General features: G+C 69.1%; 13 protein-coding genes. All 13 read left to right on the top strand.

Features of this window, described 5'->3' with window-relative positions; genetic code table 11:
* Positions 1–11: 11 nt before the first annotated feature.
* The 13 genes from KCH48_RS19370 (at position 12) to KCH48_RS19310 (ending at position 14,945) form a co-directional block, all read left to right on the top strand.
* Positions 12–692, top strand: coding sequence for a GntR family transcriptional regulator (locus KCH48_RS19370; protein WP_210575695.1), 681 nt, complete (start codon positions 12–14; stop codon positions 690–692).
* The gene (locus tag KCH48_RS19365; protein ID WP_210575694.1) at positions 689–1,600 is read left to right on the top strand and encodes a dihydrodipicolinate synthase family protein; all 912 of its coding nucleotides are present in this window, start codon (positions 689–691) and stop codon (positions 1,598–1,600) included. Before KCH48_RS19370 ends, KCH48_RS19365 begins: the two co-directional genes overlap by 4 nt.
* Positions 1,597–3,327 (top strand): L-arabinonate dehydratase, encoded by a 1,731-nt coding sequence (gene araD, locus KCH48_RS19360; RefSeq protein WP_210575693.1) that lies wholly within the window; start codon positions 1,597–1,599, stop codon positions 3,325–3,327. The genes KCH48_RS19365 and araD overlap by 4 nt, the downstream gene beginning before the upstream one ends.
* Before the next feature lie 121 nt (positions 3,328–3,448).
* A complete protein-coding gene (locus KCH48_RS19355) occupies positions 3,449–4,387 on the top strand; it encodes a carbohydrate ABC transporter permease (protein WP_210575691.1) in 939 nt (312 codons plus the stop codon).
* A complete protein-coding gene (locus KCH48_RS19350) occupies positions 4,384–5,283 on the top strand; it encodes a carbohydrate ABC transporter permease (RefSeq protein WP_374104692.1) in 900 nt (299 codons plus the stop codon). Before KCH48_RS19355 ends, KCH48_RS19350 begins: the two co-directional genes overlap by 4 nt.
* A complete protein-coding gene (locus tag KCH48_RS19345) occupies positions 5,280–6,563 on the top strand; it encodes a pectate lyase (protein WP_307840904.1) in 1,284 nt (427 codons plus the stop codon). The genes KCH48_RS19350 and KCH48_RS19345 overlap by 4 nt, the downstream gene beginning before the upstream one ends.
* Entirely contained in the window at positions 6,560–7,711 is a 1,152-nt protein-coding gene (locus KCH48_RS19340) for a Gfo/Idh/MocA family protein (RefSeq protein ID WP_210575690.1), read from the top strand. Before KCH48_RS19345 ends, KCH48_RS19340 begins: the two co-directional genes overlap by 4 nt.
* Positions 7,711–8,556: a PmoA family protein gene (locus KCH48_RS19335; protein WP_210575688.1), complete on the top strand. Its 846-nt coding sequence runs from the start codon at positions 7,711–7,713 to the stop codon at positions 8,554–8,556. The genes KCH48_RS19340 and KCH48_RS19335 overlap by 1 nt, the downstream gene beginning before the upstream one ends.
* Positions 8,553–10,061, top strand: a complete 1,509-nt coding sequence (locus tag KCH48_RS19330; RefSeq protein WP_210575686.1) for a glycoside hydrolase 43 family protein — start codon at positions 8,553–8,555, stop codon at positions 10,059–10,061. Before KCH48_RS19335 ends, KCH48_RS19330 begins: the two co-directional genes overlap by 4 nt.
* 75 nt (positions 10,062–10,136) lie before the next feature.
* Positions 10,137–11,201, top strand: a complete 1,065-nt coding sequence (locus KCH48_RS19325) for a polysaccharide lyase family 1 protein (RefSeq protein ID WP_246885537.1) — start codon at positions 10,137–10,139, stop codon at positions 11,199–11,201.
* A gap of 31 nt (positions 11,202–11,232) precedes the next feature.
* Positions 11,233–12,582, top strand: a complete 1,350-nt coding sequence (locus tag KCH48_RS19320) for a sugar ABC transporter substrate-binding protein (RefSeq protein ID WP_210575684.1) — start codon at positions 11,233–11,235, stop codon at positions 12,580–12,582.
* 133 nt (positions 12,583–12,715) lie between these two features.
* Positions 12,716–13,498, top strand: coding sequence for a rhamnogalacturonan acetylesterase (locus KCH48_RS19315; protein ID WP_210575683.1), 783 nt, complete (start codon positions 12,716–12,718; stop codon positions 13,496–13,498).
* Positions 13,499–13,640: 142 nt separating this feature from the next.
* On the top strand, positions 13,641–14,945 hold the full coding sequence (locus KCH48_RS19310) for a polysaccharide lyase family 1 protein (RefSeq protein WP_210575682.1): 1,305 nt from the start codon (positions 13,641–13,643) through the stop codon (positions 14,943–14,945).
* The last annotated feature ends 92 nt before the right edge of the window (positions 14,946–15,037 follow it).

The following is a 15,037-nucleotide window of genomic DNA, read 5'->3' as shown; positions in this document are numbered from 1 at the left end:
GAGAGGCGCGCATGACCTCTGTGCCCACGCCGATCCCCTCCCGCACGCAATATGTGCAGGAGGAGATCAAACGCCGCATCCTCACCGGGCAGTTGACGCCCGGTCAGGCCCTGGTCGAGACCGAGCTCGCCGCGCAGTTCGGGGTGTCGAAGACCCCCGTGCGGGAGGCGCTGAAGACCCTGGCCGGGACCGGGCTCGTCGTGATGAACCAGTACAAGGGCGTCACGGTGCGCATGGTGGACGCGGACATGGCACGCGAGGTCTACGACGTGCGGCTGCTGCTGGAGCCCGAGGCGCTGAAGCGTGCGGTCCGGCGCGGCGCCTCGCTCGACGCCGCGCGCGCCGCGCTGACCCGCGCCGACGCGGCCGGCGACACCGCCGAACGCTCCCTCGCCAACCGGGAGTTCCACCGCGCCCTGTACCTGCCCTGCGGCAACCCGCTGCTCGGCCGGATGCTCGACGAGGTCCGCGACCAGGCCGCCCTCGTCTCCGCCGTCGCCTGGGCGGCCTCGCCCTCCTGGGACCGGGAGGCCGGCGAGCACCGCGAGATTCTGCGGCTGGCCCTGGAGGGCGACGCGGACGGTGCGGCCCGCGCCCTCCACGCCCACATCGCGTCGTTCGTGCGGCGGGCCTTCCCCGGGGCCCATGAAGAGATCCAGGCCGAGCAGCAGGACGAGGAAGGTCAGGAATGAGCAGCGTGACGTTCGAGGCCCAGCGGGCGGCCCTGGCCGACGTGGTGGCGATCCCGGTGACCCCGTTCGCCGAGGACGGCAGCGTCGACCAGGACACCCACCGGGCCCTGCTGCGTCGGCTGCTCGACGGCGGCATCGGCATCCTCACGCCGAACGGGAACACGGGCGAGTTCTACACCCTCACACCTCAAGAGCGGCAGCTCGTCACCGAGTTGACCGTCGACGAGGCGGGCGACCGCGCCGCCATCCTGGTCGGCATCGGTCACGACGTACCCACCGCCGTCGCCTCCGCCCGGCACGCCCGCGAACTCGGCGCCCAGATGGTGATGGTCCACCAGCCCGTCCACCCGTACGTCTCCCAGGGCGGCTGGGTCGACTACCACCGCACCATCGCCGAGTCCGTGCCCGAGCTGGGCGTCGTCCCGTACCTCCGCAACGCCCAGCTCAGCGGCTTCCGCCTGGCCGAACTCGCCGACGCCTGCCCGAACGTCATCGGCGTGAAGTACGCCGTCCCGGACGCCGCGAGGTTCGCGGCCTTCGCCCGCGACGCGGGCCTGGAACGCTTCGTCTGGGTCGCCGGCCTCGCCGAGCCCTACGCCCCCTCCTACTTCTCCGCGGGCGCCACCGGCTTCACCTCGGGGCTCGTGAACGTCGCCCCGTCCGTTTCGCTGAACATGATCGAAGCGCTTCGATCCGGCGACTACCCGGCCGCCATGAAGGTCTGGGAGCAGATCCGCCGCTTCGAGGAACTCCGCGCCGCCAACGGCTCCGCGAACAACGTCACGATCGTCAAGGAGGCCCTCGCCTCCCTCGGCCTGTGCCGCCGCGACGTCCGCCCGCCAAGCAAGCCGCTGCCCGAGGACGAACGCGCCGAGGTCGCCGCGATCGCCGCGGGGTGGTCCATATGACCGGCAGAAAGCGCCCGGAAGAACTCAGAAGCCACCAGTGGTACGGCACCGAGGGCCAGTTGCGCACCTGGTCGCACAACGCCCGCATGCGCCAGCTGGGATACGAGGCGGAGGAGTACCGGGGCCGCCCGGTGATCGCCGTCCTCAACACCTGGTCCGACATCAACCCCTGCCATGTCCATCTGCGCGAGCGCGCCCAGGCGGTCAAGCGGGGGGTGTGGCAGGCCGGTGGCTTCCCGCTGGAGTTCCCGGTCTCAACGCTCTCGGAGACCTACCAGAAGCCGACTCCGATGCTCTACCGCAACCTGCTCGCGATGGAGACGGAGGAACTGCTGCGGTCGTATCCGATCGACGCGGCGGTGCTGCTCGGGGGCTGCGACAAGTCGACGCCGGCGCTGCTCATGGGCGCGGTCTCGGCCGATGTGCCGTCGCTCTTCGTTCCCGCGGGTCCGATGCTGCCGGGGCACTGGCGCGGTACGACCTTGGGGTCCGGTACCGACATGTGGAAGTACTGGGACGAGCACCGCGCGGGCAACCTGACCGACTGTGAACTGCGGGAGCTCCAGGGCGGGTTGGCCCGTTCGCCGGGTCACTGCATGACCATGGGGACCGCCTCCACGATGACCGCGGCGGCCGAAGCTCTCGGCATGAGCCTGCCGGGAGCCTCCTCGATACCGGCCGTCGACTCCGGACACGAGCGGATGGCCGCCGCCTCCGGGCGCCGCGCCGTGGAGCTCGCCTGGACCGGGATCGCGCCGTCCGCCATCCTCACCCGCGAGGCCTTCGAGGACGCGGTGACGACCGTCCTGGGTCTCGGCGGCTCCACCAACGCCGTGATCCACCTGATCGCCATGGCCGGACGGGCCGGCGTCAAGCTCACCCTCGACGACTTCGACCGCATCGCCCGCACCGTGCCGGTGCTGGCCAACGTACGGCCCGGCGGACGGACGTACCTCATGGAGGACTTCCACTTCGCCGGCGGTCTGCCCGCCTTCCTCTCGCGGATCACCGACCTGCTGCACCTGGACCGGCCGACCGTGAACGGAACCCTGGGCGAGCAGATCGAGGGCGCCGTCGTCCACAACGACGACGTCATCCGCCCGCGCGACAACCCGGTCGCGCGGGAAGGCGGGGTCGCCGTGCTGCGCGGCAACCTCTGCCCGGACGGCGCCGTCATCAAGCACATCTCCGCCGAACCGCATCTGCTGGGGCACACCGGCCCCGCGGTCGTCTTCGACGACTACAAGGCGATGCAGCGGACCATCAACGACCCGGCGCTGAACATCACCGCCGACAGCGTGCTGGTGCTGCGCAACGCCGGGCCCAAAGGCGGTCCGGGCATGCCGGAGTACGGGATGCTGCCCTTGCCCGACCATCTGCTGAAGCAGGGCGTACGGGACATGGTGCGGATCTCCGACGCCCGGATGAGCGGCACGAGTTACGGCACGTGCGTGCTCCACGTGGCGCCGGAGTCGTACATCGGAGGCCCGCTCGCGCTGGTGCGCACGGGCGACTCGATCACCCTGGACGTCGACGCGAGAACGCTCCAACTCAACGTGGACGACGAGGAGTTGGAGCGCCGCAAGGCGGAGTGGACGCCGCCGCCCGTGCGGTACGAGCGCGGATACGGCGCGCTCTACAACGAACAGATCACCCAGGCGGACACCGGCTGCGACTTCGAGTTCCTCGCGCGGCCGGGCACGGTGCAGGACCCGTACGCGGGCTGAACCACTCTCGGCCGGACCCTCTTCGGTCGAGATCCCGAACGTTGATCGGTAAGCGCTTCACCCGCACGAGTAAACGCACCGAGTAAACGCACGAGCAAACGCACGAGAACGGAGAACAGTCATGGCCCAAGCCGCAGCCGTGGCGAAACCGCCCGCGCCACCGAGGCGGCGGCGCCGTGCCTCTGCCACCCCGCGCAGACTGCCGTATCTGCTGATCGCCCCGGCCGCCGTGCTGATGCTCGGCTTCATCGCCTACCCGGTGCTCAGCGTCTTCTACTACAGCCTGCAGAACTACAACCCCACCAAACCCTGGCGGAACGGCTACGCGGGCTTCGACAACTTCGTCCACGCCTTCACCGAGGACCCCATCTTCTGGGACACGCTGGTCTTCAGCGCGAAGTGGGTCGTCGTCGAGGTCGGGCTGCAACTGCTGTTCGGTCTCGCGCTGGCACTGATCGTCAACCAGACGTTCGTCGGACGGGGACTGGGCCGCGCGCTGGTCTTCTCGCCGTGGGCCGTCTCCGGAGTGCTGACCTCCGCGATCTGGGTACTCCTCTACAACTCCCAGACGGGCATCACCCGTTACCTCGCCGACATGGGCATCGGCACCTACGGCACCAGCTGGCTGTCGGACACCTCCACCGTCTTCCCGGCGGCGATTGTCGCCGATCTCTGGCGCGGCGTGCCCTTCTTCGCGATCCTCATCCTCGCCGACCTCCAGTCCGTCTCGAAGGACCTGTACGAGGCGGCCGAGGTCGACGGGGCGACCAGGCTGCAGCAGTTCTGGCACATCACGCTGCCCCATCTCAAGGACGCGATCATCCTGTCCACGCTGCTGCGCGCGGTCTGGGAGTTCAACAACGTCGACCTGCTCTACACGCTCACCGGCGGCGGACCGGCGGGCGAGACGACGACACTCCCGCTCTACATCGCCAACACCAGCGTCGACGCCCACAACTTCGGCTATGCGTCGGCCCTGACCACCGTCGCGTTCGTGATCCTGCTCTTCTGCTCGATGGTCTATCTACGGCTGAGCAAGTTCGGAAGTGAGGCCAAGTGAGCACCATCAAGGAGGCCACCGCAGTCGCCCCGGCAGCCCGCCGCCCGGCACCCGAGCCGCAGCGTCCGGCGAAGAAGCGCCGCGCCTGGGACGAGGCCCCGCGCTGGCAGATCTACACCCCGCTGGGGATCTACCTCGTCTTCACCCTGATCCCCTTCTACTGGATCCTGCTCTTCGCGCTCCGCCCGGCCGGATCCACCTCCCTTGTGCCCTGGCCGATGACCTTCGACCACTTCGAGAAGGTGTGGACGGACCGGGCCTTCGGCACCTACTTCCAGAACAGCGTCCTCGTCGGCGTCGCGACCCTGGTGATGACGACGATCGTCGCGCTGGCCGGCGGCTACGCCCTCGCCCGGTTCGACTTCAAGGTCAAGCGGGCCTTCATGCTCGGCCTGCTGTGCTCCCAGTTCGTGCCGGGCGCGCTGCTCCTGGTGCCGCTGTTCGAGATCTTCGCCGAACTGCAGATGATCAACTCGCTGGGCAGCGTCATCCTCGCGGAGACGGTCTTCCAGCTACCGCTGTCGATGATCCTGATCAGCAACTTCATCAAGAACGTGCCGTACTCCCTGGAGGAGGCCGCCTGGGTCGACGGCTGCAACAGGATGACCGCCTTCCGGATCGTCGTCCTGCCGCTGCTGCTGCCCGGTCTGATCGCCGTCGGCTCCTTCGCCTTCGTGCACTCCTGGAACCACTTCCTGTTCGCCCTGATGTTCCTCAACAACCAGGACAAGCAGACCATCCCCGTCGGCCTCAACACCCTGATGAGCGCGGACAGCGTCGACCTCGGCGCGCTCGCAGCGGGCGGCATCATCGCCGCCGTACCCGTGGTGATCGTCTTCGCCTTCATCCAGAAGTGGCTGATCACCGGCTTCAGCGCGGGGGCGGTGAAGGGGTGAGAAAGCATCAGCTCATCGTGCCGCTGGCCCTGTTGGCCGCGGTCAGCGTCCCCGCGCACGCCGAGGACCGTGACATCAGCCGCGACATCCTGCCCGCGAACGACGGCTGGGCGGCGTACGGCCCCGGCACCACCGGAGGATCGGCCGCCGACGACGCCCACGTCGTCACCGTCACCGACCGCGCCGGACTGGTCCGCGCCCTCGACGGCGGCAGCGACACCCCGAAGATCATCCGGATCGCCGGGACGATCGACGCCAACACCGACGACGACGGCCACCACCTGGACTGCGCCGACTACGCCACCGACGGTTACAGCCTGAAGAAATACCTCGCTGCCTACGATCCCCGCACCTGGGGTGCGGCGAAGCCGAGCGGCCCGCAGGAGGAGGCTCGCCAGGCGTCCGCCGCCCGGCAGGCCGAACGGGTCGTCCTGAACGTCGGCTCCAACACCACGATCGTCGGCCTCGGCTCCTCAGCGGTGCTCAAGGGCGCGAGCCTCCAGGTCAAGAACGCGAACAACGTCATCATCCGCAACCTCGAACTCCGCGACGCCTACGACTGCTTCCCCGTCTGGCAGCCCAACACCGGCGGCCTCGGCGACTGGAAGACGGCGTACGACACCCTGTGGCTGAACGGCGCCACCCACGTCTGGGTCGACCACATCACCGCCAGCGACAAGGGCCACCCCGACGCGAAGGAACCCACCTACTTCGCCCGCAACTACCTCCGCCACGACGGCCTGCTGGACATCACGGGCGGCTCGGATCTGATCACCGTCTCCTGGAGCCGGTTCGCCGACCACGACAAGGCGATGCTGATCGGCAACGGCGACTCGGCGACGGGCGATCGCGGCAAACTCCGGGTGACCCTGCACCACAACGAGTTCGAGTCCGTCGTACAGCGCGCCCCGCGCGTCCGCTTCGGGCAGGTGCACGTCTACAACAACCGGTACGACGTGGAGGACGGCCACCGGTACTCACTCGGCGTCTCCACCGAGTCCGCCCTGTACGCCGAGAACAACGCCTTCCACACGCCCGGCCACATCGAGGCCGCCGACCTGGTGAAGAGCTGGAACGGCACCGCCCTGCACCAGACCGGCACCCTCTTCAACGGTTACCCGGTCGACCTGCTGGCGATCCACAACGCCTACAACTCCGGCAGCGAACGCGATCTCACGGCCGATGTCGGCTGGACACCTACCCTGCACACAAAGATCGACAGCGCCGAGCGGGCCGACCGAGAGGTGGCCCGCGGCGCGGGCGCGGGGAGGATCCCATGAGCGTAGACATCGTCCTGGCAGGCGCGCGCGGTCACGGCCGCTGGCACGTCGAGAACATCCGTCGGCTGCAGGATAAGGGGCTGGTGCGCCTGGCCGGCATCTGCGAGCTGACGCCGCTGACGGAGGCGGAACTCGGGGGCGGGGAGCTGCCCGCCCAGTCCTCCGACTTCGGCGCCCTCCTCGACTCCACCGGCGCGCGGATCGCCGTGATCTGCACGCCGATCCCGACCCACACCGACCTCGCCCTGACCGCCGCCGAGCGGGGCGTGCATCTGCTGCTGGAGAAGCCGCCCGCGCCGTCGTACGCCGAGTTCCGCAGGATGGCCGACGGGGTCGCACGGGCGGGGGTCGCCTGCCAGATCGGGTTCCAGTCGCTGGGCTCGCACGCGGTGCCGGTGATCCGTGAGCTGATCGCCGAGGGGGCGATCGGTGAGCTGGTCGGCATCGGCGGGGCGGGGGCCTGGGCGCGCGCCGAGGCGTACTACCGGCGGGCGCCGTGGGCGGGCAAGCGGCGGCTGAACGGCGTCGACGTGATCGACGGGGTGCTGACCAACCCGCTCGCGCACGCGGTCGCCACCGCCCTCGCGCTGAACGGCACGACCCGCGCCGAGGACGTCACCGACATCGAGACCGAGCTGCTGCGCGCCAACGACATCGAGTCCGACGACACCTCCTGCGTCCGCGTCACCACCGCGGCTGGCCGCACGGTCACCGTCGCCGCGACCCTGTGCGCCGAAGACCCCGACGAGCCGTACGTCCTCGTGCACGGCAGCCGCGGCCGGATCACCTTCTGGTACAAGCAGGACCGCGTGCTGCTCCAGCGCGCCGACCACGGCCCGGAGGAGACCGAGTACGCCCGTACGGACCTGCTGGAGAACCTCGTCGACCACGTCACCACCGGCGCCGGGCTGCTGGTCACGCCGGACTCGACGGGCGCCTTCATGAAGGTCGTCGAAGCGATTCGACTGGCCCCCGACCCGGCCCCGCTGCCGGAGGAGGCCTGGGACTTCGTCCCCGAAGAGGGCCGCCGGGTGATCCCCGGCGTCGACGGCCTCGTCGCCGCAGCCGCCGACACCCTCTCCCTCTACTCCGAGCTGGGCGCCCCCTGGGCGCTCCCGCAAGCGCGCCCGAAAGAGGTGAGTACCTGATGACGACCACCGACTCCCCGGTCCTGCGCGTCGCGGGCCGCCCGGTCGCCCGCTATGTGACGCGGCCCGAGCTGGCCCCCCGGCTCTCCCCACGCCCCTATCTGCATCCCGTCACCACCCTGGCCGGCACGGCGGTCACCGAGCTGAGCCCCGCCGACCACACCCACCACCTCGGCGTCGGTGTCGCCGTTCCCGACGTCGAGGGGCACAACTTCTGGGGCGGACGCACCTACGTCCGCGACCGGGGCCCCACCGAGCTGGACAACCACGGAGCCCAGCGGCACACCGCGTTCCAGCTCCGCGACCCCGACGGCTTCGTGGAGGAGCTGCGCTGGGTGGCCGCGGGGGCCGAGCTGCTGCGCGAGCGCCGTACCGTGGCGGCCACCGAACTCACCGACGCCGCCTGGGCGTTGGACTTCACCTTCTCCCTCACCAACGTCACCGCCGCCCCGCTGTCGATCGGCAGCCCGGCCACCAACGGCCGCCCCGGCGCCGCTTATGGCGGCTTCTTCTGGCGGGCGCGCAAGGAGTCCACGGCGCCGGACGTGTTCACCCCCGACCGCGAGGGCGAGCAGGAGATCCATGGCACTCGCGCCGCCTGGGTGGCTCTCGCGGGCTCCATCTGGACGCTGATCTTCGCCGGGGCCACCGAACAGACCCGCCGGGACCGGTGGTTCGTGCGCGCCACGGAGTACCCCGGCGTCGGCTCCTCCCTGGCCGCCGAGGAGCGGCTGCCGATCCCGCCCGGCGAGACCGCCGTCCGCCGGATCGTCACCGTCGTCGCCGACGGCCGCATCAGCCGGCTCGAAGCGGCGTCCCTGATCCGCAAGGCGGTGAACGCATGACGACCGACACCTACCGCAACCCGATCCTCGACGCCGACTGGTCCGACCCGGACCTGGTCCGCGTGGGCGACGACTTCTACCTCACGGCCTCCAGCTTCGGCCGCGCCCCCGGCCTGCCCCTGCTCCACTCCCGCGACCTGGTCAACTGGACCCTGGTCGGCCACGCACTCGAGCGCCTGGAACCGGCGGCCGAGTTTAGGTCCCCGCGCCACGACTGCGGAGTCTGGGCACCCGCCTTACGCCACCACGACGACCGCTTCTGGATCTTCTGGGGCGACCCCGACCAGGGCATCTTCCAGATCAACGCCCCCGAGATCCGCGGCCCCTGGACCCGACCCCACCTCGTCAAGGCGGGCAAGGGCCTGATCGACCCCTGCCCCCTCTGGGACGAGGAGACCGGCGAGGCCTACCTGATCCACGCCTGGGCCAAGTCCCGCTCCGGCATCAAGAACCGCCTCACCGGCCACCGGATGCAGCCTGACGGGACGTCACTTCTCGACGAGGGCAAGGTGATCGTCGACGGGGACCGCATCCCCGGCTGGTTCACCCTCGAAGGCCCCAAGCTCTACCGGCACGACGGCTGGTTCTGGATCCTCGCCCCCGCCGGGGGAGTGGAGACCGGCTGGCAGGGCGCCTTCCGCTCGCGCGGGTTCTTCGGTCCTTACGAGGAGAGGATCGTCCTCGAGCAGAAGGACACCGACGTCAACGGACCGCACCAGGGCGGGTGGGTGCGCACGCCGTCCGGTGAGGACTGGTTCGTGCACTTCCAGCAGCGCGGTGCGTACGGCCGGGTCGTCCACCTCCAGCCGATGCGCTGGGGCGCGGACGGCTGGCCGGTGCTCGGCGACGACGGCGCCCCCGTCGCCGTACACCGGCGCCCGGACCTGCCGCCGCAGCCGGCCGCCGCGCCCGCCACCGACGACGACTTCCCCGGCGGACGTTTCGGCCGCCAGTGGTCGTGGACCGCCAACCCGCAGGACGGCTGGGCCACCCAGCACTCCGGCGACGGCCTCCGCCTCACCTGCGTCCGCTCGGCCGACACGCACGACCTGCGCAAACTGCCGAGCGTCCTCACCCAGCGGCTGCCCGGGGCTCCCTGCACGGTGGAGGTCGGGCTGCAGCTCCACAGCGAGGAGCCGGGGTCCAGGGCAGGGCTCGCGGTGCTCGGAGACGCCTTCAGCTGGATCGGGCTGCAACGGGGGACCGACGGGACGGTCCACCTGGTGCACCGGTTCGCCGAGGCCGTCGCCGAGCAGGAACGGGACGCCGCCCATCCGAGGCTCGCGCCCGGCGGACGGGCCCGGCTGCGGATCGAGATCGGCTCCGGGGCGCGCTGCCGCTTCTCGTACGACATCGGCGACGGCTGGACGTCCTCCGGTCCCGTCTTCGCCGCCACCCCCTGGCGCTGGGTCGGCGCCCTGCTCGGACTGTTCGCGCTCGCGCCCGCCGGCGGGGGACACGCCGGCGCCGCGGTCCTCACGCACTTCCGGATCACCCCCCTGTAACTCACGTCACCCGTAAGCCTGTTACGCCCGTCGGGAGCCGCAATGACGCACTTCCACAGCCTCCATAGCAAGCGCTTGCCCCATTCTTCGAGACCGGGGTACGGCCTCGTCCTGGCCGCGGTGATGGGCCTGGTCGCCGCCCTGTGCCTCGGATCCGTCGGGGAGGCGAAGGCCGCCGCCCCGGCCTCCTGGTCCCGCTGGAGCGACCAGCCGCACGGGTTCGCCTCGCTCGCCGGCGGTACCACCGGTGGCACGGGCGGCAAGGTCGTCACCGTCACCGACCAGGCCTCGCTGATGAAGTACGCGGGCGCCGAGGAGCCGTACATCATCCGGGTCAAGGGCACGATCACGGCTCAGCCGTTCGGCGCGAGCGTCGAGGTCGCCTCGGACAAGACGATCGTCGGGGTCGGCGCGAGCGGTGAGCTGGTGCAGGGCGAGTTCCATCTCAGCCCAGGCACCCACAACGTGATCATCCGCAACATGACGATCCGCGACTCGGCGATCGAGGGCAACTGGGACTGCAAGGACACCGACTTCGACGGCATCCAGATGGACACCGTCCAGCACGTCTGGGTCGACCACAACCGCTTCTCGAACATCTGCGACGGACAGCTCGACGTCCGCAAGGACAGCGAGTACGTGACCGTCTCCTACAACCGGTTCGAGAACAACAACAAGACGTTCGGGCTCGGCTGGACCACGAACGTCAAGACGCAGATCACCATCGACCACAACTGGTTCGCCCACACCAAGCAGCGCAACCCGTCCATCGACAACGCCGCGTACGCGCACCTCTACAACAACTACCTGACGGCACAGGTGGATCCCGGCGACCCCGTGTGGACGTACGGGAACTGGTCACGCGGCAAGACCAGGATGGTCATCGAGAACTCCTACTACCAGGACGTCCAGCACCCCTACCAGGCCGACGCCACCGCCGAGTTGGTGCAGCGCGGGTCGATCCTGAAGAACACCACGGGGCGGCACGACACGTGGGGTGCGGCCTTCGATCCGCGGGAGTTCTACGACTACCGGCTCGACCCGGCCGCCGCCGTGCCCGCGATCGTGAAGCGGTTCTCCGGACCGCAGGAGCGGATCGGGGTGGCGCTTGAGCCGACTCAGACCCCCACAACTTCATAACTCCGCTGGATCCAGAAGAAGAGAGCCGACCATGAAGATCAGTATTCGCAGAAGCAGGCGCGCGGCCATCGCGGTCGCCCTGGGGTCAGTGCTCGCGCTGACCGCCACCGCCTGCGGTGACGACGGCAGCGGGACGGGCGGTGACACGGGCGCGGAAGGCAGCGGCAAGGGCAAGGTCGTCTTCTGGGACAACAACGGCGGTGTCCGCACCGACATCTGGAAAGAGATCATCGCCGACTTCGAGAAGGCCAACCCGGACATCGACGTCGAGTACGTCGGTATCGCCTCCACCGAGTACCAGTCCAAGGTCGACACCGCGATCCAGGCCGACGGCCTGCCCGACGTCGGCGGTGTCGGCGCTGCCATGCTCGCCGGGTTCTCCGCGCAGAAAGCGCTGGAGCCGCTCGACGACCGGCTCGCCAAGTCCTCGCTGAACGGCAAGCTCAACGAGGACATGGTCGAGTCGCTGAAGGCCGCCGGCGGCGGGGACGACGCGCTGTACTCGATTCCGACCTCCGCGAACAACGGTGTCCTGTACTACCGCACCGATCTGTTCAAGGCGGCCGGGCTGGAGGAGCCGCTCACCTGGGATGCCTTCTACAAGGCCGCCGAGAAGCTGACCAACTCCGGGAAGAACGAGTTCGGTTACACCATTCGTGGTGGCGCCGGCTCCATCGCGCAGGCGCTGGACGCGATGTACGGGCAGTCCGGGATCACGTCCTTCTGGGACGCGAGCGGTGAGAAGACGACCGTCAACGACCCCAAGAACGTGGCGGCGTTGGAGAAGTACGCGGCGCTGTACAAGAAGGTCACTCCGGCAGCCGACCTCAACAACGACTTCACGAAGATGGTCGCGCAGTGGGACTCCGGCACGATCGGGATGCTGAACCACAACCTGGGGTCGTACCAGGATCATGTGAAGGCGCTCGGGGTCGACAAGTTCCGGGGCATTCCGCAGCCGATCGGCTCCGGCGGCAAGCGGGTCCAGGTGTCCAACCCCGTTGACGGGCTGGGGTTGTTCAAGAGCTCCAAGAACAAGGACGCGGCGTGGAAGTTCATCGAGTTCGCCACGTCGCCCGAGGAGAACTCGAAGTTCAACAAGTCCGCGGGGCAGGTGCCGGCGAACACGGATGCGGCCAAGGACGCGTGGATCTCCGAGGCCGAGCCCACGAAACTGGCTGCGCAGGCGTTGAGTGACGGGTCGACGACGATTGTGCAGCTGCCGTACTACCTGCCGGACTGGAACACGATTTCCAAGGCGGAGAACGAGCCGAACTTCCAGAAGGTGCTGCTCGGGGACATGAGCGCGAAGGACTTTCTGGACACGCTTGCTGACCAGCTGAACGAGGCTCAGGCCGAGTGGAAGGAACAGAACGGCTGAGAGATCGGTGCGTTTCGGTTGTGGGGGGCTGCGGGGCTGTTGTGGCTGGTCGCGCCCACGCGGCGGAGCCGCAAATCGATACAGCCCCGCGCCCCTGGGTGGGTGATCTTCCCCTTATTGAAAGGGCACCGTTGTGTCTCTCAGTCGTAGACAGGTTGCTGCTGCATTTGGGGTCGTTCCGATTGCGGTGACCGGTACCGCGCACGCATCCGGACGCCGACCCCGCACCCTCTTCATCGCCGGTGATTCCACCGCCGCTCAGAAGTACGCCGCCGCCGCTCCGGAAACCGGGTGGGGAATGGCGCTTCCCTTCTTCCTCCGCAAGGACCGGCCCGTTTCCAATCACGCGGTGAACGGCCGGAGTTCGAAAAGTTTCGTCGATGAAGGGCGGCTCGATGTCGTCCTCGGACAGATTCGGGCCGGTGACTTCCTCCTGATCCAGTTCGCGCACAACGACGAGAAGGCCGACGATCCGACTCGGTACACGGAGCCCTGGTCGACGTATCAGGAGTATCTGCGGTTGTACGTCGACGGGGCTCGGGCGCGTGGGGCGCGGCCCGTGCTGGCGACGGCCGTCGAGCGGCGTCGGTTCGATGTGGGCGGCAACGCCGTGCCCAGTCATGGCGACTATCCGGCGGCGATGCGGGCGCTGGCCCAGGAGGAGCGGGTGGCGTTGCTCGACCTTCAGGCGCTGTCGCTCGCGTTGTGGCAGGGGCTCGGGGTCGAGGCGACGAAGAAGTACTTCAACTGGACCGAGACCGAGCAGGACAACACGCACTTCAATCCGCCGGGTGCGATTGCCGTGGCCCGGCTGGTCGCGGGGGAGTTGCTGCACCGCCGGGTGTTGGCGCGGCGGGACGTGCGTCGCTTGGACGACGAGATTCCGGAGTCTTGGATCACGTGGCCCAACGTGTAGGGGCTGCGCCCCAGGCCCCCGCCAGGGGGTGGTGGGTGACAGCCGTGTCGCGACTGCGGGCCCGTTGGGGCTGGTCGCGCAGTTCCCCGCGCCCCTGAAGGGGCGCCCCCGTACTCGAATGTTCTGGAAGGGACCCGCACTCATGCGTACCCGCCAATGGCATGCCCATGCCATTACCGCTGTCGTCGGCTGTACCGGCCTCGTTCTCACCCTCACCGGCCCCACCGCCCAGGCCAAGCCCCGCGACCTCGGCCGCGAGGCCCTCGCCGCCGGCGACGGATGGGGCTCGGAGGGCGCCGGCACCACGGGTGGATCCGCCGCCGACGCCGAGCACGTCTACACCGTCACCACGTGGGCCGAGTTCAAGGCCGCGCTGCAGGACGGGGGAGACGCACCGAAGATCATCAAGGTCAAGGGCGTGATCGACGCCGTCTCCCAGGGCTGCGAGGCCTTCGTCACCGACGGCTACGACCTCCAGCAGTACCTCAAGGACTACGACCCGGCCGTCTACGGCAACGACAAGGTCGCCATGGGACCGCAGGAGGACGCACGGGTCGCCTCCGCCGCCAACCAGAACGCGGAGATCAAGGCCTTCATCCCCGGCAACACCACCATCGTCGGCGTCGGAAAGAACTCCGCCATCCTCGGCGCCAGCCTCCAGATCCTCGGTGTCTCGAACGTCATCCTGCGCAACCTCACCATCGAGGCCCCACTCGACTGCTTCCCCAAGTGGGACCCGACCGACGACGACAACACCGGCAACTGGAACTCCGAGTACGACACCGTGGTCGTCTACGGCACGGACCACGTGTGGCTCGACCACAACACGTTCACCGACGGGCGCTTCCCCGACAGTGAGCGGCCCGTCTACTTCGGCAAGGTCTTCCAGCAGCACGACGGGCTGACCGACATCGTGCGCGGCTCCAACTACGTGACCGTGTCCTGGAACCGCTACGAGAACCACGACAAGAACATGCTGATCGGCAACGGCGACGGCCTCGCCGCCATCGACGCAGGCAAGCTCAAGGTCACCATGCACCACAACCGCTTCGACGGGATCCTCCAGCGTTCCCCGCGCGTGCGGTTCGGACAGGTCGACGTCTACAACAACCACTACGTGGTGAACGAGGAACAGCAGGACGACTACTACATCTTCGGCGTCGGTATCTCCTCGCAACTCCACGCCACCGACAATGCGATCACGCTGCCGCCCGGCGCGAGCGTCGGCAAGGCGCTGAAGAAGTGGAACGAGTCACCGCTCACCGCCGAGAACAACTACGTCAACGGCAAGCGGACCGACCTCATCGCCGTCCACAACGCCGAGATCCCTCAGGAGACCCTCCAGTCCGGCGCCGGCTGGAAGCCGACCCTGCGGACGAAGGTCGACCACCCCAAGGCGGTGCCGGGGATCGTCGCCCATCGCGCGGGCGCCGGCCGCCTGCGCTGAACCCAAGAGCGCGAGCGAGCGGACGGGCCGGGGGGCCGCACCCCTCCGGCCCCGCCTGCCCACCCTCCCCACACGAGCCGCACCGCGAAGGA

The sequence above is a fragment of the Streptomyces sp. GESEQ-4 genome, assembly GCF_017948455.1.
GTDB lineage: Bacteria > Actinomycetota > Actinomycetes > Streptomycetales > Streptomycetaceae > Streptomyces.
The sequence above is the reverse complement of the archived record's forward strand: the minus strand, read 5'-3'. Positions and strand labels throughout refer to the sequence as shown.

Coding starts and splice junctions, on each gene's coding strand:
- araD (WP_210575693.1), top strand. CDS start 1,597: ATGACCGGCAGAAAGCGCCCGGAAGAACTCAGAAGCCACCAGTGGTAC.
- KCH48_RS19335 (WP_210575688.1), top strand. CDS start 7,711: ATGACGACCACCGACTCCCCGGTCCTGCGCGTCGCGGGCCGCCCGGTC.
- KCH48_RS19370 (WP_210575695.1), top strand. CDS start 12: ATGACCTCTGTGCCCACGCCGATCCCCTCCCGCACGCAATATGTGCAG.
- KCH48_RS19355 (WP_210575691.1), top strand. CDS start 3,449: ATGGCCCAAGCCGCAGCCGTGGCGAAACCGCCCGCGCCACCGAGGCGG.
- KCH48_RS19365 (WP_210575694.1), top strand. CDS start 689: ATGAGCAGCGTGACGTTCGAGGCCCAGCGGGCGGCCCTGGCCGACGTG.
- KCH48_RS19330 (WP_210575686.1), top strand. CDS start 8,553: ATGACGACCGACACCTACCGCAACCCGATCCTCGACGCCGACTGGTCC.
- KCH48_RS19340 (WP_210575690.1), top strand. CDS start 6,560: ATGAGCGTAGACATCGTCCTGGCAGGCGCGCGCGGTCACGGCCGCTGG.
- KCH48_RS19310 (WP_210575682.1), top strand. CDS start 13,641: ATGCGTACCCGCCAATGGCATGCCCATGCCATTACCGCTGTCGTCGGC.
- KCH48_RS19320 (WP_210575684.1), top strand. CDS start 11,233: ATGAAGATCAGTATTCGCAGAAGCAGGCGCGCGGCCATCGCGGTCGCC.